We start from the raw sequence: 23,352 nt of genomic DNA, 5'->3' as shown, positions 1-23,352 counted from the left end.
CCTGCCAGTGCGCCAGACACCTCCAGATCGCGGCGCCGCCGCTGTCGTGGCGTCAACTCGACGCGGCGTTGCCGACCTGCACGCGCAGAAATCCAGTCCGCGAAATGATGAGAGGCGCACCGCCTTTCATGACATGATGGCAGGCGCACTCCGCGGCGATGAATTCGAAACGACTCACCGATGATGCTGCACCGCATAGTACGCCGAAACTTTCTTCCGTAGCGCGACGTCACGGTCCCTCTCGGCGAGCTCGGCACGCAGTCTAGTCCGTTCCGCGCGCTCACCCGCCGCCTCGGTCGGGCGGCACCTTGCGATCTCGTGGACGTTGAGTTCCCGTGCCACCTCGGTGGCCGGCCGTCCACCATCAATCACCCGACGAGCAGCGCCTGTGCTCAGGAGTAATCGACCGCTTCCTGACCAAGCAGATACCTCTGCAGCAGGACGACGCGCGACATTCGGTCACACGACCGTCGTCGGTCAGCAGCACATCTACCGTTCTGGGACAGAATACGGTACGTATGTGACAGGATTAGACTACTGACGACGATCGAGGCACAATCAACGAAACATGCTGCACAGTAGCCAGTTTCGCGATTTCCGAGCCTGTGGAAACTCCTCGAAATAGAACCCATGTTCCTGTACCTTGGAGTCATGCCAGAGCTCACCACGCTCCTCGATCAGCTCGTCGAGACCGCCCCACCCGCCGACGATCCCACGGGCAGAGCAACATTCGACGCCCTTGACACGTGGCGTCTGATCCGCAACCTTGCAGATCATCAGATCGCCACGCACGCAGCGCAACTCGACGAACTAGGCGTCGCCCAGAAGGCCGGTAGCACCACCAAGAGACTGCTGATCGAGTCAGGACATGCACCGGCCGCCGCTCTTCGCACCATGCGCAGTGTCGACGTCCTGCCCACTCTGCCCGCTGTGGCGCGTCACGCTGCCGACGGGCGACTGTCGAGCGAGATCGTCGATGCCATCGTCCGCGGCATGAATGAGATCGACAAGCGTTGTGGTGAGGCGCTTTCCGAGGATGAGCGCTCCCGCTATGAGATCGAACTGATTGCCCAAGCACTCTCGGGCGCAACACCGACAGACGTGTTCAAGCATGCGCGGACTATCGGCAACACACTCGCCGACACCGCCGACACCGGTGTACCGGCCGCCGACGACCCATCGCTGAACGCGGTCAACGCCCACACCACCGACGACGGCCGCGTCGAAGTACATGCCGACCTCACCCAAATCGTGGGAGAGAAGTTCCAGGCCATGATCGACGAACGCTCCTGCCCCAGGCCCGAACCCGACGGCGCACAGGATCGACGCACCGCCGAGCAACGCCGCGCCGACGCCTTCGAACTGATCCTCGACCAAGCCGCGATCGGCGCGAGCATCAACACCGTCGGAAGCCCACGCACGCAACTGATGCTGACCATCCCCGCCACGGGAGACCTCGCAACACTGCCGTGGACCGGATCGGTCAGCCATGCCACCGCGAAGCAGGTCTCCTGCGACGGATCCTTGACCGAGATCGTCCTCGACAGTGAGGGCGTACCGCTGCAGATGGGTCACACCCGTCGGTTGTATCCGGCACACCTCCGCAAAGCGATCATCGTCCGCGACGCGTGCTGCATCAAATGTGGTGCACCGCCGTCCCATACGCAGGTGCATCACATCAGGCCGTGGGCCGACGGCGGACCCACCGACCTCGACAACGGCTGCCTGCTCTGCCAGCGCTGCCACACACAGGTCCACCACCACGGGTGGGACATCGTGATGGGTTTCGACCGCCACCCCTGGCTCGTACCGCCCGTGTCGATCGATCCGCAACGCCGACCGCTACCCGCATACAACCGACGCACCATGCGCCTCGACGACGCCGCCTGACCGGCCCTCCGACACACACTTTCGCGCAGCACCTTTTCGCACCCGGCCATCGCCCGGGATCGCATCTGTCCCTTGACAACTCCACAGTGACGCCCCAGTCGGCTCCGTTCCCGGTCAGATCGTCGGCCGGGGACGGGCCGTCGGGACCACGAGAGAACTCCGCTCTCTAGGACTGAGCTTGCGATCGTCCCCCTCCGCTCCCTGAGGAGCGAGCTTGCGAGCGTCCCCCTCCGCTCCCTGAGGAGCGAGCTTGCGAGCGTCACGAAGGGTCTTGGCGAGAGGAGTTGCGAAGACCCTTTGTGACGCGCCCTCCGCAAGCTCCGGACGCTCCTCAGGGAGCAGGGGCGGACGCGCCCTCCGCAAGCTCCGGGTGCTCAGTTCTCCGGCCCGCACGCCGGGACGTCGACGGTGACGGTCGGGTCGTCGACGAGCGGCTGGATCGGGACCTCGGCGTCCCCGTGTGCCGAGGTCGGCTCGTCGATCTTCAGCACGATGGTGGCGGTCTCGCCCGGTGCGATGCCCACGCGGGTCGAGTAGTACGGCCGACCGTGCAGGGCCTGCTCGACGTAGAAGGCCCCGCCCTCGCCGAGGGTCATCTCCTTGAGGACCGCGCCCTTCGTCGCCAGGAACTCGACGTTGGCGAGGTTGGTTCCCTTCTTCACCGACAGTTCGGTCCCGAGGTTGCCGGCGACGTAGTCGGTGGTGTCCGTGGTGTCGAGGGTGTTGGTGAGCTTCACCGTGATCGTCGACTCTCTGGTGTCACCCTCGCACCCGCCCGAGGTGTAGCTGATCTCGCGCCGCAGGAAATAGTCCAGCTTCGTTCCGGACGCATTGCCGATGGCCACCTGCAGATAGGGCGACGACGTGTCGGAGATCTGGTGACCCAGCTTCGTCGACTCGAGGATCTTCTGATCCTCGGCATCGGTGCTGTACACCATGATCCGCCGCTCGTGCACGCCACGGCCGAGCGCCTCGAGCAGATCCCGCGTGCTGCCGCCGGAGGTGACGAGTTTGTTCACCACGGCCTGGGAGATGGCCTGCAGGTAGTCCTTTCGCGCGGCGTTGTCGTCGGCGAAGCGCTGATACGCCGTCGACAGCGTGATCGGGACGACGTTGTCGGCGGTGATCTTCTCCCGTCCCACCGACACCGGGCCGACGACCTCGAGGACATACTTCAGCGCGATCGGATCCAGCGCGATCGCCCCGTCGAGCTGGCGGCCGGTCTGGGCGCGCCAGTTCGCCAGCCAGATCTGCGCGGCGTCGGGGAAGTGGGCGCTGAGGTTGCCGTTCCGGAAGTCGGTGTAGGGGCGGTAGTAGGAGTAGATCGCGTCGTACTCGGGGCCGAGGTTGATCTGCGGGGTGGCCGGGTCGCGGAACTCCGAATTCGCACCGAGCTCGGGGATGGTCACCCGGCCCCCGGTCGCGTTCAGTACCGCGAAACCACCGACGAGGCCGCCGGTTCCACGAGCCTCGGACGGTGTCTGGAACGCCATGAAGTAGTTGCGCGGACCGTCGGCGCCGAGCATCGACGGGACGAGTTCGGCCGCGATGCTCGTCGCCTGCACCGTCGAGTCGGCAGCCTCGACCTGCTCGGCGAGCTGAGCCCGGGCATCGGCCACGACGCCCAGCCAACTCGGTTCGATCGCCGAGACCTGGGCGGCCACCGCCGCCGACTCCTCCGCGACCGACTTCAGCGCCGGCTGCGCATCCCGCAGCAGTGCCAGGTTCACGGTGTTGCCGGTGCGCAGGCGATTCGGGTCGAGCACGGTGGCGAGGTCGGCAGCCGGCACCAGCACGTCGGCCGACAGCGCCGCAACGGCATCGCTCATCTGCTGCACCGATTTCAGCGGCGATCCGACGACCGGCACCGCCGCAGCCGCCGACCACAGGAAACCGTTCGCACGGTCCTGGGCGTCCTCGGCCCGCACCGACGCCGCCTCGGCCGCCTGACGGGCGCCGGCCTGATCGCCGTCGAGCATCAACGCCCGGGCCCTGCTCGCATCCGCGCGCACCGATTCCAGGTCGTCGCGGACCTGGAATGCCGAGTACGCCAGCCAGATCAGCGCGGCGGCGACGAGCAGCAGCACCACCGCGACGACCTGGACGACGCGGTTACCCGCCAGTCGCCGGATCATCGGCTCTCCCCCGTCGCGTGCCGGCCCGGTCGAGTGGCGGAGGCCTGCTCGGCGGACGATTGGCCCGCTCGCTTCGCTCCCGGCGCCGCCAGCCACGTGACCAACGCCTCGACCTTCGGTTCGACCTCGGCGAAAACCCGGTCGAAGTCCTCGCGCGGGCGGCCCATCGGGTCGACGATGTCGAGCAGGTCCGAGTTCGGATCGAGGCGTCCACGCCCGGCGATGATCTCCGGCAGCGCGCCGAGGTCGCAGAGCGCCGCGAACTCGGTCAGCGTGAACACCCGCTTCCAGCGTGCCGGGGCCATCTGCTGCGCGGCGGCACGGTGTTCGCGGCTCATGCACAGCACGAGGTCGGCCTCGGTGAGCATCGGCGGACGCAGATACCGGGACTCGAACCCCGATGCGTCGTAACCGTTCTCGACCAGGACGGCGGAGGCGTGCGGATGGATGGGCTGCCCGTTGAGCGCTCCGACACCGGCGCTCGACGACGTCACGGGGACACCCGCCAGGCCGGCGAGGCCGGTCAGCACGCGTTCGCCGATCGGTGAACGACAGATGTTGCCCGTGCACACGAACAGGATCGACATCTGCGGCGTCGCCGCTTCGGATCCGGTCACCATTCCTCCTCGATTCTGCGGGCAACCCGCGCCAATACGTCCGGCTGCCCCAGCTCTGCGTGCGCCGTGCCGGCGTGCAGCACGTCGACGACGACCCGTCCGTCCGGATCGACCGCACGCGTCCAGGCGTCCGGGTCCGGGTTGTCCTGCGCCGCAACGTAGAGCACCTTACCGGCGGCCACCGGACGCAGGTCGTAGGAGCGCGCCGCCGCGGCCAGGCCCCTCGTCCGGTCCTCGAACCGCCGCAGTGCGTCGGGGTCGTGCTGCTCGGCCAGGGCACGCAGGGGGTGATCGGCGGCTCGCAGCTCCGCGTCGTCCACCGTGGTCAGTTCGGCCGGCGTCCGCGCGTCGAGCAGCACCAGCAGCGCGACCTCTTCGCCGAGTTCGACGAGCCGGCGCGCGATCTCATGGGCGACGATGCCGCCGACGGACCAGCCGACGACCCGGTACGGTCCCTGCGGCTGGGTCGCCCGGATGGCCTCGACGTGCAGTGCCGCGATGCCCTCGATCGTCGTCGGAAGATCCCGCTCGGCGAGTACGAGTTCGGGCAGTTGCAGGCCGAACACCGACGCCGACGGCAGGGACTCGCCCAGCGCCCGGAACGGTTCGACGATCCCGGTCGCGGTGTGCACACACCAGACCTCGGGTCGTCGGCCGGTGCCGGGCGACAGCGGCACGACGCGTCGGCCGCTAACGCCGCCTTCCGGGTCGTCGAGCAGCCGGGCGATCTCGGCCGGGGTGCGATGACCGAAGAGTTCCGCCGCGTCGACGACCCGGCCCGTCCGGCGGGCCAGTTCGTCCCGCAACTGCAGCAGGGCGAGCGAATGCCCACCGGCGGCGAAGAAGTCGTCGTCCATGCCGATGGGTGTCCCGGCACCGTCTGCGCCCGCGTGCGGACCGGCCGCCGCGTCGCCCAGCACGGCCCGGAAGGCGTCGAGAACCGCTGCCTCGGTGGCGGTTCCCGGTTCGCGCACGGACTCCGACCAGACCGGTTCGGGCAGTCGGCGTACGTCGATCTTGCCCGCGCCGCTGAGCGGCAGGTCGTCGAGTACGACGATCCGGCTCGGCACCATGTGCCGCGGCAGCGACGATCGGCACGCGGCCCGGAGCTCGGTGGCCGGCACCGACGGTGCCACCACATAGGACACGAGCGCTGGTCCGACCGGGCCCGGCCGCAGGACGGTCACCGAGCGCTCGGCGCCCGCCCGCACGATCACCGCGTCGATCTCGGCGGGTTCCACTCGCTGACCCCGGATCTTGACCTGACGGTCCGCCCGGCCGACGTAGACCAGCTCGCCGGTGTCGCGATCCCACCGCACCAGGTCCCCGGTGCGGTAGCGGCGCACGCCGTCGGCGCCGGCGACGAACGTCGCAGCGGTGAGCGCCGGATCACCGAGATAGCCACGGGCGACCCCGGTTCCGCCGATGTACAACTCGCCGACGACACCCGGCGGGACGTGGCGCAGCTGGGCGTCGAGCACCTCGGCGCCGATGCCCGGGCGCGGATGCCCCAGTCGGATCGGGTCGCCGCGCCGGAATGCACTGGTGGACACGGTCACCGTCGTCTCGGTGGGGCCGTAGATGTTGAGAACCTGGGCATGTTCCGACCACACCGCGGCCAGATCGGCCGAGAGTGCCTCGCCGCCGATGTACACCAGGCGCAGCGCACCGATCGCCGCCGGTCGCAGTGTGCGGACGACCGAAGGCGTCGCCGTGAAGACGCTGACCCCGGTGCGGTCGAGGAACCGGGCGAGGTCGTCCCCGCCGGTGATCCCGGCCGGGACCACCACGAGGGTCGCGCCGGCGGCGAGTGGCAACAGCATGTCGTGGAACGTGGCGTCGAATCCCGGACTGATGGCCATCCCGACGCGGTCGTCTGGTTCGACGTCGCCGAGCGAGGCCACGCGGTGTACACCGCGATGGGTGACCCCGACGATGTTCGGGGTCCCGGTGGTACCCGACGTGGTGATGACGTAGGCCAGCGCGTCGCGCGACACCGATGTGACCGGTTCGGACACAACCGGTTCCGTCGGTTGGGCGGGGATGTCGGCGGGCGTGATCACACTCGCGGACGCGCCGGCGACCACGTGGTCGATCCGGGCCGTCGGGTAGGTGACGTCGACCGGTACGCACACCGCGCCGATCCGGCTGACCGCCCAGATCGCGACGACCGACTCGATCGACCGCGGCACCACGACGGCCACCGCGTCGCCGGCACCGAGCCCTCGACGTCGCATCGCGCGGGCGGTCACCGAGACCCACCCGTCGAATTCGCGGTAGGTCAGGGACCGGTGCTCGTCGGCGATGCCGGGACGGTCGCCGTACGCCTCGACAGCCGACGTGAAGAGCTCGGCCAGCAGCGGTTCGGCCCCCGTGGTCGATGACGCCCGCGCTCGGTCGGCGACGAAGCGTCGTTCGGCGCCGGTCAGCGGCTCGATGGCCGCGAGACGACGTGACGGCTCCCCCACGACGGCGGCGACCGCGGCGACCACTCGCTCGCCGAGAGCGCGGATCGTGCCCTCGTCGAACAGTTCCCGGCCGTGGTGGACGCGCAACCGCCAGCCGCCGGCGTCGGGCACCGCCTCGACGTGGATGTCGAACTCGCTGCGCGGCGACATCCACGTCGACGCGCCGGTGTCTGCCGGGTCGGGCCCGGGCATCTCCGGATCGGCCATCGAGAACGCCACCTGTACCAGCGGATGCCGCCCGGGGACGCGCGGCGGATCGATCAGGGCGACCACATCGTCGAAGGCGATCGCAGCATGATCGAGCGCCGCCAGGTCGTCGTCGCGGACCGCCGTGATCAGCTCGCCGACGGTCATGCCGGGGCGAATCCGGGTGCGTAACACGACGGTGGAGATGAGCATGCCGACCGTGCCGGCGGTGTCGGAGTCGCGGCGCATCGAGGCGGGCGTGGCCAGCGCGATGTCATCGGACCCCGACTGCACCGCGAGGGCCAGCACCAGCGCCGCGTGCAGGATGTGGAACTCGCTCGCCGACGCCCGGCGCGCGGCCGCCGGAATCGCCTGTCCGACCGCATCTTCCAGCAGATACTCGGTCGTCGAGGTCCGCAGGTCCCGAACGACGGGGCGGCGCTGGGCGAGGTCGAGCTCGCCGCTGTGCCCCTCGAGCGCGCGCCGCCAGAAGTCCACCAGGGCAACCCGGGATCGCTCGTCGTCGGCCGCCATCTGCCGGGCGACCGCCGCGAAACCCGTCGGCGCCGGGCCGAGGTCGTGACCCGCCAGCAGCGACGCGAGCTCACGCTGCACGATGCCGGCGGATTCACCGTCCATGGTGATGTGGTGCGCGATCACCACGACCGCCACCGGGGTCACCTGATCGTCGCCGGTGACCAGCCACACCCGGACCGGTGGCTCACCGGTGAGATCGAAGGCCTCCCCGAGCATCCCGATCCCCGCGGGCGTCGTGAGCTCGGCCGCACCCACCCGCCGCAGGGACGGGCGCCAGGCGTCGAGAACACGCTGCCGGGGACCGTCAGGCGTCGCGAGGTAGCGGGTACGGAGCGCGGGATGGCGGTCGACGAGGGCCTCGACCGCGCCGATGACCGCAGACTCGTCGGTTCCGGGCGGCACGGGCACCACCGCGGGCACGGCGTAGATCGGCACCGCTCCGAGCATCTGCGCGGCCACCCACATCCGGCGCTGCGTCGGGGCGAGTGGGAGGTCGCCGAGGTCGGCCTCCGACGCGCCGGTCGGCGAACCGCCTCCCGCATCCGTCCCCTCCGCGGGGAGTTCGGTCACCGCCCGTGCGAGCGCGACCGGGGTGGGGTTCTCGAAGAGCAACCGGGTGGGCACGCGGACGCCGAGCCGGCGCCCCAGCGCGGAGGTCACCCGTGTGGCCGAGAGCGAGGTACCGCCCATCGTGAAGAAGTCGTCGGCGTCCCCCACCGAACCCGGTGAGGCCTCCAGCACCTCGGCCATCGCGTCGGCGATCGCCGCGACGAGTGGGGCCGAGGACACCGCATGCGACGACGCCCCGGCACCAGCCGGCGCCACCGCGGTGCCCGATACTCGTTCGGCCGCAATGACGTCGACGTCCGGTCCGTCGACCTCCGGGAACGGCTGATCGGCATCGGTTGCCGCCGCGACGACCGATCTGCGGAAGTCGTCGAGAAGCGCCTGCGCGACCACGGTCGGGACGGCGGCGGAGTGCACCACCGTGATGTGCAACTCGTCATCGCGTTCGGCGAGAACGACCTCGACGTCGAACTTGGCGTCCACGGTCTCGGTGTACTCCGGGACCAGCCTGGCGATCACGGCATCCGCCTCGGGACCCGGGCCACCCGCCGACGCTCCGCCCAGCACCACCTCGCCGGAGGACTGGGGCACGACGTCCTGGTTGACCAGCAGTACCGAGATCAGCGGGTCCCCGGCCTCCCGGCCGTCGGGACGGACCATACGGGCGACGTCCTCATAGGGGACCTCACTGTGCGGTTGGGCGGCCAGGGCGGCATCGCGAGCCCGCACGACGGCCTCGCGGATCGGGAGCCCCGGATGCAGCCGTGTCCGCAGGGCCACGGTGTTGACGAACATGCCGACCACCGACTCCCACTCCGGCGCATGCCGGCCGTGCACCGGTACGCCGATCAGCAGGTCCCACTCACCGGTCCACCGGCCCAACACCGTCGCGAGCGCGGCGTGCGCCACCTGGAACACACTCGCCGACATCGCTTTCGCGGTCTGGTGCAGTGAATCCGTGCCGACGATCGACGCCGACAACCGCCCGGTCGCAGCGTCGCGCGGCCGACCGCCGGTGTCCGCGATTCCCGGCAACCGGAGCGGGCCGGGGGCATCGGCGAGCGTCGACGTCCAGAAACGCAGTTGCCGTGCGTATCTGCTGCGCGGATCGGACGGGTCGCCAAGGCGCGCGATCTGCCACTGCGTGAAGTCGGCATAGGTGAACGCCTCGTCGGCGGGGACCGAGAGCCGCTGGCCGTCGTAGGCACGGAGCAGGTCCGTGAGCAGCACCCGGATCGACCACCCGTCGATCGCGACGTGATGCAGGACCACCGCCAGATGGGTGTGCGGATCCTCCGCCGAGTCGAGCTCGAAGACCGCGGCCCGGAACCCGGTCTCGGACTCCAGATCGAACGGCCGTCGCAGGAAGTCCTCGACGTCACGACGGAGACCCTCGGGACCCGCCGCGGCGTCGACGAGGTGATGCCGTAGCACCGGACTCCGGTGCTCGATCCGGCGCTGCCGTGGACCCGACGGCGAATCCGGGTGGACCGTCCGGAGGACGGCATGAGCCGCGACCACCTCGTCGACCGCCTTCCGCAGGCGGGCGAGGTCGACACGGCCACTCATCCGCAACACGAGCGGAACATGGTAGGCCGTCGAACGCGGATCGAACTGATGGTGAATCCACATGCGGCGCTGCGGATATGCGAGCGGCAGGAACTCCGGCACCGGGAGTCGGGTGGGTGCCGCGCCGGACTCCACTCCGCTTCCGGCGCCGGTATCACCCGGCCCGGCCAGCAGTTCGTCGACACGTCGCGCGACTCCCGCGACCGTGCGTGCTTCGAAGATCTCGCGGACCCCGATGTCCGCACCGGTCGCCGCCGTCAGCCTCGACGTCACCTGCGTGGCCGACAGCGAGGTACCACCCTCGGTGAAGAAATCGGAATCGGCGTCCAGCGACTGAACGGGACGGTCGAGGACCTCCGCCCACACCGCGGTCACCAGTTCCTCGGTGGCCCCCGACGGCGGCCGCCCGGGGCGGACATCCGAACCCGCTGCCGCACCGGCGAAATCGGGATCGGGCAGCGCCGCCACGTCGATCTTCCCGTTGCGTCCGAACGGCAACGCCGGGACACCGACGATCGCACTCGGGATCATGCTGCGCGGCAACAGGTGCGCGAGCTGACGAGGCAGGTCGGCCACTTCCGCATCGTCTCCGTCGACCACGACCCACGACACGAGGATCTTCTCGCCCGCCGGGGTGGTCCTCGTCGCGGTCACCGAGGTCGCCACGCCGGGCAGCCCCGACAGCGCCGCATCGACCTCACCCGGCTCCAGCCGCACGCCGCGGATCTTCACCTGATCGTCGGTGCGACCGTGGATCACGAACGTGCCGTCGGGACGACGGTGGACGAGGTCACCGGTCCGGTACATCCGCCCGCCGGCGCTGAACGGGTCGGCGACGAACGCCCCGGCCGTCGTCGCCGGGTCGTCGAGATACCCTCGGGCAAGGCAGTTCCCGGAGAGGTACAGTTCGCCGACGGTGTGGTCGGGCACCCGTCGCAGCGCACGGTCGAGCACATACATCCCCACACCCACCAGCGGCGCGCCCATGTGAATCGGTCCGCCCGGAGTCGCCGTGTACCGCGCGCTGCTCACCGCCACGGTCGCCTCGGTCGGGCCGTACTCGTTGCTCAGCGTGTGGCCGGCCGTCCACTCCCGGACCAGCCCGGCGCCGAGGGGTTCACCGCCGACCGCCACGTGACGAACACCGGGGAGTTCGTCGGGCCGCAGGGTCGCGGGCACCGACGGGGTGGTCAGCAGGACGCTGACCCGTTCGGCGTCGACGAACTCGGCGAGCTCGTCCGCGGCGATGACATCGGGCGGGCACACGACGATCGTGGCGCCGGCGACCCGCGGGGGCACGAGCCCCATCAGGTGGGCGTCGAATCCGGTTGCATACGTGTGCAACACCGCGTCCGACGAGTCGAGCCGCAATCGGGCCACGGTGTCGCGCGCCCAGTCCGTGAGGCCCCGATGGGTCACCTGCACACCCTTGGGCAGTCCGGTCGTCCCCGAGGTGAAGGTGATGTAGGCGACGTCGTCCACCGACAGCGGGCGCACCCGCTCGGCGGCGGCGAACGGCAGCGAATCCGGCGCATTCGCAACGGAATCGGTATGTCGGGCGAGCAACTCGTCAAGGGCGAGCACCGGGATGCCGCCGGTCACGGATTCCGCGGTCGCCGCGAGGGTGACAACGGCACGCGGTCGGCACCGCTCGATGATCATCTGCCGGCGCCCCGCTGGGTCGGCCGGATCGACGTTCACGAACGCTGCGCCCGCGCGGGCGACCGCGACCGTGGCGAGCACGCCGAAGACCGAGCGCGGCAGCAGGGCGACCACCACGTCCCCCGGACCGATTCCCGCCTCGATGAGCGAGCGAGCCGTGAACGTCGCGAGCCGGTCGAGGTCGGAATTGGTGAGCGAGACACCCGGCCCGGGCACCGGATGGCGCCGGTCGACGACCGCGATCGCATCCGGATCGTCAGCGAGCCCACCGGTCAGCAGCTCGTCGAGCGTCTCGAACTCGCGAATCCGATTCTCCGGCGCGATGTCCGGCACCGACGTCGGGTCCGACGGGGCGAGCAGCGCCGCGACCGTCCGGTTCGGTTCGCGCACCCCGCGCCGGATCGTCTCGACGACGAGGTCGCACAGAGCGTCCAGTCTCGCGGCACTCGCCACCGCATCCGTGCACGTCATCATCAGATGCAGCGCACCGTCCCGGCGGTACATCGACACGTCCACACCGAACAGCGGCACTCCCCCGAAGGCACTCGCGTCCGACGGGACGCTCGCTGCCGCAGCCGGACTCGCCGCCACCAGCTCGTCCGGGACGGCGCCGAGGGAGACCTCGAACAGCGGGGTGCCCGCCTTGACCCGACCGGGATCGGCGATCTCGGTGATCTCGGTGAGCGGGAGGTCGGCGTGCGCGAACGCGCCGAGGTCGACCTCGGTGACCGAGGCCAGGAGGTCGACGAACGGTAGGTCGACGTCGATCGGGGTGTGCAGGGGTACGGCACGGGCGAACAGTCCCGGCACGGAGACCAGGCGCGGGTCGATCCGCCCGGACAGGGCGGTGCCGATCGTGACCACCTCGGCGTCGGATTGCCTTGTCAACACCGCCGCGAGCGTGGTGTGCACGAGGATGAACGGAGTGCTGTGTCTGGCCACCGCCAGTTCGTCGAGTGCTCCGGTCTCAGTGCGGTCGAGCGTCCGGAGCGCACGGTGCACCACCGCTCGTTCCCGCGCGGACGGACGCGGGGCCGCCGGGTTCAGTTCGGGGAGGCGCAGCGGTTCGACGGCACGATCGAACGCCGAGACCCAGTGCGCGACGAGCTCGGTCCGCCGGGCGGCCAACGACCCGGCTCGCCACGCCGAGTACTCCTGGTAGTCGACATCGGCGGGCGCCGAGAGGGTTCCGGACAGGGCGGATCGCAGCTCTGCGAACAGGATGCCGAACGACTCGCCGTCGACCGCGATGTGGTGCGCGACGACGAGAAGCCAGGTCTGCCCGTCCGCCACGCAGATCCGTACCCGCCAGGGCAGTTCGGCGGCCAGGTCGATCGGCGTGTGCAGCAAACCCAGCGCGGTGTCGACCGAGTCGACGTCTGCGACCGAGACCGACTCCGCCAGTTGCGCTCTCAGTACACCTGCGACCTGGGAGTCGGGACGGCGACGCTGCACCGGGCCGTCGGGACCCGAGGGGAACACGGTGCACAACGCGTCGTGCCGCGTCACGATCGCGAGCAGGGCTCGGCGCAGCTCGTCGGGGCCAGCGTCGACGGGGAGGGCGAGCGGCATCAGATACCCGGTGAAGTCCGGCTCGGTGCGCCACCGGAGCCACAGATCCATCTGCTCGGGGGTGAGCGGCAGATCCACCCCGTCAGCGGCCGCGAAGTCGGTGAGACCGGCCCGGGCGGCGTCGGCCGTCATGCGTCCGGCACTCGCCGCGGACTCGATGTGCGCGGCGAGCGCGGCCACCGTCGGGTGGGCGAACACATCGGCGACGGAGACATGGTCGCCGGTGCCCGTCAGCGTGGCCGCGAGTCGCGCTGCCGACAGCGACGTCCCTCCGGTCGCGAAGAAGTTGGTGTCCGCGGCGAGCACGGCATCCGTGCCGATCACGGCACGCATGGCGTCGGCAACGGTCTGCTCGGCCGGTGTCAGTGCTCGGGTCGATCCCGCCGGCACCTCGGGCAGCAGGCCCGTGAGCCGGTGGCGGTCGAGTTTGCCGGTCGGGGTCATCGGCCAGCCGTCGACGATCGCGAGTCGCGCCGGGATCATGTGCGCCGGGAGCCTGTTCGCACAGGACACGAGGATCTGCTCCGCGGAGAGGGCGTCCAGCACATCGAAGTCGGCGAGGCCGTCCTCGGTGACGAATGCGAGCAGCCGTTCCTCGCCGCGGCGGCTGCCCGGGTCGAGGAGCACGCGCGCGTCACCGACGCCGGGGTGCTCGCGCAGCACCGACATGATCTCGCCGAGTTCGATGCGGTGCCCGCGGATCTGGACCTGGTCGTCGCTGCGGCCGAGATAGACCATGCGGCCGCCGGCGATCTCGCGTACGCGGTCGCCGGTGCGGTACATCCGGCGGCCGGTGCCGCTCGGGTCTGCGACGAACCGCGCGGCGGTCGTGGCCGGAGCGTTGTGGTAGCCGAGCGTGACCTGATCGCCGCTCACGTATAGTTCGCCGATGGCGCCCACCGGAACCGGGCGGAGGTCGCGGCCCAGGATCGCCGTAGAGACGCCGTCCAGCGGGACACCGATGTCGCTGCGGGCGTCGTCGACATCGACGTCGACCGCCGTGAGGTGCACGGTCGTCTCGGTGATGCCGTACATGTTGACCAACCGGACGTCCGGATGCGCGGCCGACCACTCCCGTAACAGCCCCGGCGCCAACGGTTCGCCACCGAAGACGACGGCGCGCAACGCGGTTGATCCGGCGTCCGGGGCGACGGCGGCCACCGTCGGGTCGATGAGGTTGCCGAACGCCGTCGGGGTCTGCGAGCAGACGGTGACCCCGTACCGGTCGATCGCCGCCGCCAGCAAGCGCGGGTCGAGCACGGTGGCGCGCTCCAGTACGACCACGGCACCACCGGAGGCCAACGGTCCCAGGATCTCCCAGACGGAGAAGTCGAACGCGTAGGAGTGCACCCAGCTCCACACGTCGTCGTCGGACGCGTAGATCGTGTCCAGCGCGGCGCCGAGCATGGCCGCCAGATTCGCGCGGGTCACCAGTACGGCTTTCGGGACACCGGTGGAGCCGGAGGTGTGGATCACGTAGGCGCCACCCGGAACCGGTTGTGCACGTTCGCTTGTCGCGACGGCGCGCACCGCCGGCCCGGCTTCGATGACCGCGACGGGAGCGGTGGCGTCGACGATCAGCTCCGTCCTCGACGGCGGATCGTCGGGTTCGATGGGCACGTACACCGCGTCGGCCAAGAGCACCGCGACGATCGCGATCACGGCCTCGGCGCTCGGGGCAGCGACAGCGCGACTCGGTCGCCCGGTTGTACCCCGTTCTCCCGCAACGTGTTCGCGAGGGCCTCGGCGCGACCGAGCAGTTCCCGATAGGTCAGGGCCGTGTCGTCGGCGATGACGGCGGCGGCGTCCGGCTTCGCCTGCGCACGGCGTCGCAGGGCATCGATCGGGTCGACGGGAGTGGTCCGACGGCTGCGGTCGGAGAGCGCCCGGGCGGCGGGAACCGGGATGCACCCCGCGACGACCGAGTCGGGCGTCGCGACACCGAGCGCGGCGACCGTCTCGACGAAACGGTCGAGCAGGTGGCCGGCAGCCATCGGGTCGACCCGGCGTTCGGCGACGGTCAGCGCGACCGACAACCCGTCCGGTTCGTCGAAGACGGTTACTTCCAACGCGGTTCGCGCCTGGCCGGCGGACAAGGTCTGGACCTCGGCGAACACCGCCGGGTCGGCGACGTCGGGCCGGGAGGCGTGATAGGCGAAGATGACATCGGCGAGCCCCGTCGGTGCCGCGTCGGCGTGGGTGATCGCCGCCGTCAGGTCCGCGCCCACGCGGGCGAGGGTCTCCGCAACGCTGCGGCGCCGCACCCCGGAGATCCGCACCGGTACCGTCTCGACGAACATGCCGACCGGGCGTAGTTCCTCGGTGGTGAATCGTCCTGAGACCGGCACCGACAACACGAAGTCGTCGGAATCCGAGTACTCGGCCAGTACGGCCGAGAGCGCCACGCACAGCATCGTGTTGAGCGTCGTCCCGTAGTCGCGTGCACGAGCAGCGGCACGGTCCCGAGCCCCACGGTCGATGTCACGTCGCAGGACGGTCGCCGGACCGGAGGTGAGTCCCGCCGGCACCGGTTGCGCCGGCTCCGGCAGCACGATGCGAGAAGGGGCCTCCCGCAATGTCTTCGCCCAATGGACCTCGGCCGCCGCATCCACCGCGGCCGACCGCGCGGACAGCGCGGCACTGAAGGCCACCGCGTCCTCGGTCCACACCGGAGTCGCACCGTCGAGACGAGCACGCAGTGCATGCGCGAAGTCGTCGACGACGGTGTGCAGCGACCACTCGTCGATCGCGATGTGGTGGGCGACGAGTACGAGCTCGGTCCGTTCGCCGGTCTCGTCGACGACCGCACGCCACGGCAGGTCCACCGTCAGGTCGAAGGGGGCCGCGACGGCGAGGTCGATGCCGGTCGCGTCGAGGGTGGCCGCGGTCATCGGCGCGGCCACACTCGCCTCGTCGACTCCGCGGACGACCGCGACCGGCTCCCCGCCGGTGTCGGGGTACACGGTCCGCAGCGCCTCGTGCCGCGCCGCGACGTCGATGAGTGCGGCGCGGACGACTTCGGCCGAGATACCCTCGGCGAGAACGACATGCACCGGCAGGTGATAAACGGTCGCCTGCCGGTCGGCGCGATTGAGCAGCCAGATCTCCTGCTGCGCGCGGGTCGGCCGGTAGCGGACGGTGCCCGCGGGATCACCCGGCGCGGCGCGGCGCGGCGCGGAGGCCTCGAGGACGGCGGCGAGTTCGGCGAGGGTCGTGACATCACCGAGATCGCGCACGCTGACGACGACCTGCAAGGTGTCACCGAGGTGCGTGGCCAGTTGCATGAATCCCAGTGACGTGGCGCCGAGCTGGACCAGTTCGTCGTCCAGGGACGGCTCGGGCACGCCGAGGACGGACGTCACCGCGTCGGCAACGGCGCGTTCGACCGGCGTCGACGGACGGCGGCGCGCGGCCCGCGTTTCGGGCGCCGCGGCGATCAACCCGGCGGCGGCAGACCGGTCGACGCCGCCGAACCCGTCGAGCGGCACCGCATCCAGGATCGCGACCCGGCGCAGCCACAGCACCGCCGGGAGTTCCGCATTGACCCGGCGTCGAACCGCCGCCCGAATCCGTTGCGGATCCGATGGTTCGGTCGCCTCCGACGAGGAACGGGCCGGCACGAGTCCGAGCGCGAGCCCGTCACCGTCGCCGAGTACGGTCGCAGTCGCTGCCACGACCCCGGGGACCTCCGTGGCGGCACGTTCGAGCAGTGCGAGATCGACTCGGATGCCGTCGATCTCGACGATCTCACCGGCGCGGTGATCGATGACGAGAAGTCCCGTCCCCGGTTCGAGATGCCCGCGGTCGCCGGTGACCAGCATGCGCCGGCCGGGATGCCACGGACAGGCGACGAGTGTCGGCGACGTACGCGAGCCTTCCCCAGCGAAGTGCTGTGGCACAACGTTTCCCACGACGTACACGTCGCCCGTGATGCCGGGCGGCAGGGGTCGTAGACGGCGGTCGAGGATCGCGATGCCGACGCCGTCGCGCGGGTGTCCGCTCGGGAGTGGCCGGCCGATCGGCTGGTCGGGACGGACACGGTTCGCAGCGGTGTAGGGGCCCAGCACGCCCCGAGGGCTGTAGGCGGTCCGCACATCCCGGCCGGCGGCGTATCGGACGGCCGGCGCCGGCGCTGCGCCGGCGTCGACGATCAGCACCGTCGTCGCGGCGCCGCGCCCCGTGTCGTCGGCAAGTAACCCGGAGGGCACGATCCGGTGCGTCACTCCGGCGGCGTCGGGCTCGACGAGCCGCAACCCGTGGGCGGCACCGGCGACGATCTCGAGGTGGGCCGCCCAGGAGGCCATCGGCGCCGTGACCGCGAGCTGTCCGTGTCCCGCATCGGATGTGTTGTGGCCGAATGATTCCGGCGCGAACAGGCCGTCAACGATGAGCGCGGCCACGGCCCGCTGCGGGAGTGCGACCACACCCTCGGCGCCGACGGCGAAGCAGGCGGTGTCCTCCGGACGGGGCGACGCGGGCTCCGCCGACGGCGCGACCCCGGTCAGTCCGGCCAGCGTGTGCACGTCCTCCGCGCGGACACCGGCCGGCACGTCCGCATCGTCGTCGGCGATCACCAGCACGCCGGACACCCCCGGGACATCCGGCGACACCGAGTGCGGTGCTGCGGGATCGAGCAGGATCACGGCGGCCCCCGTCGCCGCGACGGCCCACCACGACAGCACCCGGTCCGCGTTTGACCCGACCAGGACGCCGACCGCCGAGCCGGGTCGCGCTCCGAGCGTGCGCAACCGAGCGCCGAGGTCGCGAGCCCGCGCGTGCAGCTGTTCGAAGGTCAGCAGCGTTGCGTCAGAGGATGTTCCACCCGACTCGACGGCGGGTTCATGCCGGTGACGCAGCGCGACGTCGGTGAGGGCCGTCCAGACGGTGCCCGCGTCCGGCGCCTCGTTCGTCGGCAGCTCACGCGCCTCTTCGGCCGAGGTGTCGGCGAAACGCAGCGGCAGGTCGTCGACGCGGGTGTCCGGCGCCCGGAGGAGCGCATCGGCGAACGTGTCGAGCATCGACAGGAACTGCCCGTGGTGTTCGGCGACCTCCGCGTCGTCGTATCGGTTGGGGTTCGCCTCGACGCCGATCATCAGCGAGGAATCCTGATCCTCACCGGGTACCGGGTAGATGTTGATCGTCAGGTCGTCGGCTGGGCCGACGGTCAGGATGTGAAACGTGGCTCGTGCTTCGCCGCAGGGGAATTCGCGGTCGAACAGCATCAGGTTGAGCATCGGGCCGGAGCGTTCCTGAGCCGCCGTGCGCGGTGTCGCCCCGGAGGATTCGTCGGCGGCGAGGTCGGCCCAGATGTCCTCGCCGCGGTAGCGCTGGTGCCGCAGCGCGCCCATGAGCGCGGCCTGGGTGGACGCGAGCGCGTCGGCGACGCTGCCCGATCCGGTGACCCCGGTGCGCAGCGGCACGATGTTGGCGACCGGGAGCGGGGTGGCACGCAGCGCGGCGGTCGTCCGCGCGGCGACCGGGAACTGGAAGATCACCTCGTCGCCCTGCGCGGCCGCGCGGCCCAGATAGGCCGCGAAGGCGGCGACGAGAACGTTGGGCAGGATCGTCGAACCGCGTTGTGCGGCAGCACGTAACCGCGCCATCGTGTCGGCGGGCACCGCGGCGGCGACGCGTCTGGCAACGGCTGCGGGACGTCCCGGGCGGTGCGCCAGGGTCGCGGCGATCCCCACGCCCGCCATGTTCTCCCGCCAGTACGCGCGGTCGGTGGCGAAGCGCTTCGACTGGCGGTACTCGGCGTCGGCGCGGGCCGGAAGGTCCAGGTCGACCGGCTTCTGGGGCGGCGCGGGCTCGCCGGTGACCGCCGCGTGATAGGCCGCGAGGGCCTCGACCATCCGGTCCTTGCCGCCCATCCCGTCCGAGAGCAGGTGATGACCGCGGTTGTAGACCAGCGCCTTGTCGTCGGACAGCCGGAACAGGCACCCGCGTGCGGTCCGGTCCACCCGGGGGTCGAGGGGTCGCGAATAGTCCTGCGCCATCATCTCCTCGGCGACGGCGCGCGGGTCCGGCCGGTCACGGAGATCGATGATGTCGGCCCAGTAGTGCAGGGCGGGGTCGTACACGCCGACCAGCCCGTCCTCGGTGTCGACGAACCGGAGCTGGGTAAACTGCGCGCGCTGCACCACCGTGCTGGTCGCCCGCACGAAGAGTTCGGCGTCGATGGGACCGTCGATCTCGACGTACTGGGCGACGTTGATCGGCACATCGAGCGCCGCCTGCTGGGTGAACCACAGCGATCGCTGGGCCGCGCTGAGGGTGAAACGACGCGGGGCGTCGGGGTCGGAGGGACCCGACGGGGCCACGAACTCGCGCTTGGACGAATCGCTCATACGACGACCCGGCCTCTACGCGTGCGGCCGGGGAGAACGGGGCTCACGGGGCGGGCCGACCGTCTGATCCCCCCGGTCCCAGAAATGCCATGCCACACCCAGCCGTGCATGAAAAAGGCATGCGTCGGCCGCGAGATCGAAACACGGGCGTCGTCGAATTCAACGCCTTGCCTCACCACTCACCATGTGCCGTCCTCTTATCACGCCGATCCGTTGCCGCCGGTCGCGTGGCGATTCTCATCATCGACGCGTCACCGGGGCGAACGGCCATTTCCCGACACTGTCATCGCGACGGCCGCTCGGCGTGAAACCGATGCGGGCCGAGCGGATGACAAGAGCCTATGGGACGGGTTGTCGCCTCACAACTCGGGGGGAACATCGTTACTGACGCTCATCGATGTGAACGGAATGGTATTTCGCGCGACCTGCGACGGGATTCGGAAACACCGTGAATGCACACCCGAATTCACGGTCGGCAGAACATCGTCGAAGTGTAGTGAAATGTCTCGGAATTGCACCCGAGGAGCAAATGACCGAGAAAGGAAAACGACGGCCGTGCGTACACGGGCCGTCGTTTTCCGGACAACAATCGCCGATCGCGCGATCAGCCCCCGAAGATGTCGCGCAGGTGCTCGACCTCGGTGACGCGCTCGGCGTGGGTCGGCGCGGTGGGCGCGGCCAGGATGCACGTGACACCGGCCTCCCGGAACGCTGCGACCCGCTCGGCCACCTGGGCCTTGGAACCGATCAGCGACATCGACGTGACGAGGTCCTCGGGGACCGCGGCCGCGGCCTCCATCTTCTTGCCGTCGAGGTAGAGGTCCTGGATCAGCTTCGCCTCGTCGGTGTAGCCGTAGCGGATGGCGAGCTGGTTGTAGAAGTTCTTCCCACGGGCGCCCATCCCGCCGATGTACAGGGCGGCATGATGGCGCACGAGCTGCTTGGCGTTGTCGATCTGCTCGGCGTCGTCGGAGATGCGGGCGGTGGCCTGGACGACGATGCCCAGATCCCCCAGCGACGGATCGCGCTTGGCCTTGCCCGCCGCCAGCGACTCACCGAAGGCCGCGTCGATCTGCTCGGGGTGGAACAGGATCGGCTGCAGCTCGTCGAACATCTCCGCGGCCAACTCGATGTTCTTCGGGCCGATGGCGGCGAGGAGCAACGGGATGTTGTCGCGTACGGGGTGATTGATGATCTTCAGGGACTTGCCCAGTCCCGAACCGCCGTGCTCCTCGTCGAGCGGCAGCGTGTAGTGCTTGCCCTGGTAATTTAGCTTCTCGCGGCGCCAGACCATCCGGCAGATCTCGGCGTGCTCGCGGGCGCGTCCCAGCGGGTAGTCGTACTTGACGCCGTGGAATCCCTCGATCACCTGCGGACCGGATGCACCGATGCCGAGCACCGCGCGACCGCCGCTGATGTAGTCGAGGCCGGCCGCGGTCATCGCCAGGTTGGTGGGCGTCCGCGAGTACATGGGCAGGATCGCGGTCTGCAGTTCCATCGTCTCGGTCTTGGCCGCGATGTACCCCAGCTGCGAGACGGCGTCGAAGCTGTAGGCCTCCGGAACCGCGATGCGCTGCACGCCCGCGGCTTCGAAGTCCGCGAGGTTGTTGATGGTCTCGCGGAAGTCGCCCGCGTAATTGATCGGCATGCCCAGCTTCATCGATGTCATGCCGACGGATTCTTCCACAGCGGCGACCGGTTTCCGAGGGTCTGTTGAACGTTCGATAGGTCCGCCCCGGCTGGGGACCCCGCTCACCGGAACTGTGCCCGATGTTTAGGTAAATGAGGGCGGTAGGTCCCACAATCGTCACCATGAGCGGCGAGATGCTGATCCTGGTGCTGTTGGTGGTCACAGCCCTCGGCTTCGACTTCACCAACGGCTTCCACGACACCGGCAACGCGATGGCGACGTCGATCGCCACCGGCGCCCTGAAGCCGAAGGTCGCGGTCGGGCTGTCGGCGGTGCTCAACCTGGTCGGCGCCTTCCTGTCCGTGGAGGTCGCGGCGACCATCACCAAGGATGTGCTGAACAACCAGCAGACCTCGGGCCCCGACGCCGGGGAGCTGGTGGCCGGATTGTCGGCGACGACGGCGCTGCTCATCATCTTCGCGGGCCTGATCGGCGGCATCCTGTGGAATCTCTTCACCTGGTTGTTCGGGCTGCCCTCGAGTTCGTCCCACGCCCTGTTCGGCGGGCTGATCGGTTCGGGCCTGGCCGCGATCGGTGTCAGCGGGATCAACTGGTCCGGGATCACCTCCAAGATCCTCATCCCCGCGCTGGCCGCACCGGTCATCGCCTGTCTGGTCGCGGCGTGCGGAACCTGGCTGGTCTTCGCGATCACCCGCCGGATCGCCGACCGGCAGAAGGAGGACGGCTTCCGCTACGGGCAGGTCGCCACCGCATCGTTGGTCTCGCTGGCCCACGGCACCGGAGACGCCCAGAAGACGATGGGTGTCATCGCGATGGCCCTCATCGCCACCGGACACCTCGAGGCGTCGAGCGTCAGCCACGGACTCCCCTTCTGGGTGGTCTTCAGCTGCGCCGCGGCCATCGCGATCGGCACCTACCTGGGCGGCTGGCGGATCATCCGCACCCTCGGCAAGGGACTCGTCGAGATCACCTCGCCGCAGGGCATGGCCGCGGAAGCGTCGTCGGCCGCCATCATCCTCACCTCGAGTGCCGCGGGCATGGCGCTCTCGACCACCCAGGTCGCGACCGGCTCCATCCTGGGTTCGGGGGTCGGCCGCAAGGGCGCCCAGGTCCGCTGGTCGGTCGCCGGCCGGATGGCCGTCGCCTGGGTGACGACCCTGCCCGCCGCCGGCGCGGTCGGTGCCGCCTGCTACTTCCTCGCGCACCTGTTCGGCGACGTCACCGGGGCCCTCATCATCTTCGCGATCCTGGTCGTCGCGTCGGGCTACATGTACTGGCGCGCGCAGGAGAACAAGGTCGACCACGAGAACGTCAACGACGCCTGGGAGGGCGAGGCCCTCGCGGGCGAGGAGTGGGAGGAAGCGGTCGCCACCGAGACGGACGACACGACCCTCCCGCTGCCACCGGTCATCCCGGCCGAGATCATCGTGCAGCACGACCCGGAGAGGAGGGCCTGAGAATGGAGACGTTCGAGGCCATCGGCAAAGTCCTCATCGTCGGACTGGTACTGGGAGCGGGACTGCCCGCGCTGTTCGCAGTCGGGTTGCGTCTGCGGTCCCTCGCCGAGGGTTCCGTCGCCGCCGACGGAACGACCTCCGATCCGCATCCCGCGCTGAAGCCCGTGGCGTACCTCATCTTCGGCGTCGTCATCCTGGTGATCGTCGTCGGGATCCTCTGGATCACCCGGCAGACGATCTTCTACTACACCGGCGTCAAGATCTTCCCGTTCGGCTACAAGTGATCGTCCCCGCTTCTGATCGGAGACACCCCGTGGACCGCCCGACACTTCTGCAGAAGGTCGTGGAGTGGTTGCGCGCCGGCTACCCCGACGGCGTCCCGCACAACGACTACATACCGCTCGTGGCGCTGCTGCGCCGGCAGCTGACCGACGACGAGGTGAGCCAGGTGTCGGCGGAGCTGGCCCGCGAGTCCCCGCCGCCACCCGAACCGATATCGCGGATCGACGCGGCGGTGAAGATCACCCACTACACCCATGAACTGCCGCACGAGGACGACATCGCGCGGGTACGCGCACACCTCGTCGCCCGCGGATGGCCGTTCAGCGACGAGCCCGATCCTGATGGGGACGGTCCGACCGATGGGGACCTGCCCTGAGGACCCTGCGAACCCTGCCGCTGCCGTCGACCGACG

Annotated in this window: 7 protein-coding genes and 1 pseudogene; 4 read left to right on the top strand and 4 right to left on the bottom strand. The window is 70.0% G+C overall.

Annotated features, from left to right (window positions below; all coding sequences use genetic code 11):
• The first annotated feature begins 630 nt into the window (after positions 1 to 630).
• Complete coding sequence (locus tag LEL84_RS20120) at positions 631 to 1,890, top strand: HNH endonuclease signature motif containing protein (protein ID WP_226512601.1); 1,260 nt, start codon at positions 631 to 633, stop codon at positions 1,888 to 1,890.
• Positions 1,891 to 2,264: 374 nt separating this feature from the next.
• Here the strand turns inward: LEL84_RS20120 and LEL84_RS20115 are convergent, their stop codons facing one another.
• The 4 genes and pseudogenes from LEL84_RS20115 to LEL84_RS20095 all read right to left on the bottom strand — a co-directional run bounded on the left by LEL84_RS20115 (position 2,265) and on the right by LEL84_RS20095 (position 21,219).
• Entirely contained in the window at positions 2,265 to 4,025 is a 1,761-nt protein-coding gene (locus tag LEL84_RS20115; RefSeq protein WP_058252676.1) for a DUF4012 domain-containing protein, read from the bottom strand.
• On the bottom strand, positions 4,022 to 4,645 hold the full coding sequence (locus tag LEL84_RS20110; protein WP_226512600.1) for a low molecular weight phosphotyrosine protein phosphatase: 624 nt from the start codon (positions 4,643 to 4,645) through the stop codon (positions 4,022 to 4,024). Before LEL84_RS20110 ends, LEL84_RS20115 begins: the two co-directional genes overlap by 4 nt.
• Positions 4,639 to 19,550 (bottom strand): annotated as a pseudogene (locus LEL84_RS24945) (amino acid adenylation domain-containing protein). The gene LEL84_RS20110 and the pseudogene LEL84_RS24945 overlap by 7 nt, the downstream one beginning before the upstream one ends.
• Before the next feature lie 604 nt (positions 19,551 to 20,154).
• Positions 20,155 to 21,219 (bottom strand): LLM class F420-dependent oxidoreductase, encoded by a 1,065-nt coding sequence (locus LEL84_RS20095; protein WP_226512599.1) that lies wholly within the window; start codon positions 21,217 to 21,219, stop codon positions 20,155 to 20,157.
• A 143-nt stretch (positions 21,220 to 21,362) separates the two neighbouring features.
• On the opposite strand from LEL84_RS20095, the gene LEL84_RS20090 reads away from it, so the two are divergent.
• The 3 genes from LEL84_RS20090 to LEL84_RS20080 are packed head-to-tail and all read left to right on the top strand — an operon-like array spanning position 21,363 to position 23,316.
• Complete coding sequence (locus LEL84_RS20090) at positions 21,363 to 22,658, top strand: inorganic phosphate transporter (protein ID WP_226512598.1); 1,296 nt, start codon at positions 21,363 to 21,365, stop codon at positions 22,656 to 22,658.
• A gap of 2 nt (positions 22,659 to 22,660) precedes the next feature.
• Positions 22,661 to 22,942, top strand: coding sequence for a hypothetical protein (locus tag LEL84_RS20085; RefSeq protein ID WP_065629227.1), 282 nt, complete (start codon positions 22,661 to 22,663; stop codon positions 22,940 to 22,942).
• Positions 22,943 to 22,971: 29 nt separating this feature from the next.
• Positions 22,972 to 23,316 carry a DUF3349 domain-containing protein gene (locus LEL84_RS20080; RefSeq protein WP_058252672.1) on the top strand — a complete coding sequence of 115 codons (345 nt, stop codon included), beginning with the start codon at positions 22,972 to 22,974 and terminating at the stop codon, positions 23,314 to 23,316.
• Positions 23,317 to 23,352 lie beyond the last annotated feature (36 nt).

Source organism: Gordonia sp. WA4-43, assembly GCF_020520305.1.
GTDB classification, from domain to species: Bacteria; Actinomycetota; Actinomycetes; order Mycobacteriales; family Mycobacteriaceae; genus Gordonia; species Gordonia hongkongensis.
Note: the sequence above shows the minus strand (reverse complement) of the source record. Positions and strands in the feature narration are given on the sequence as shown.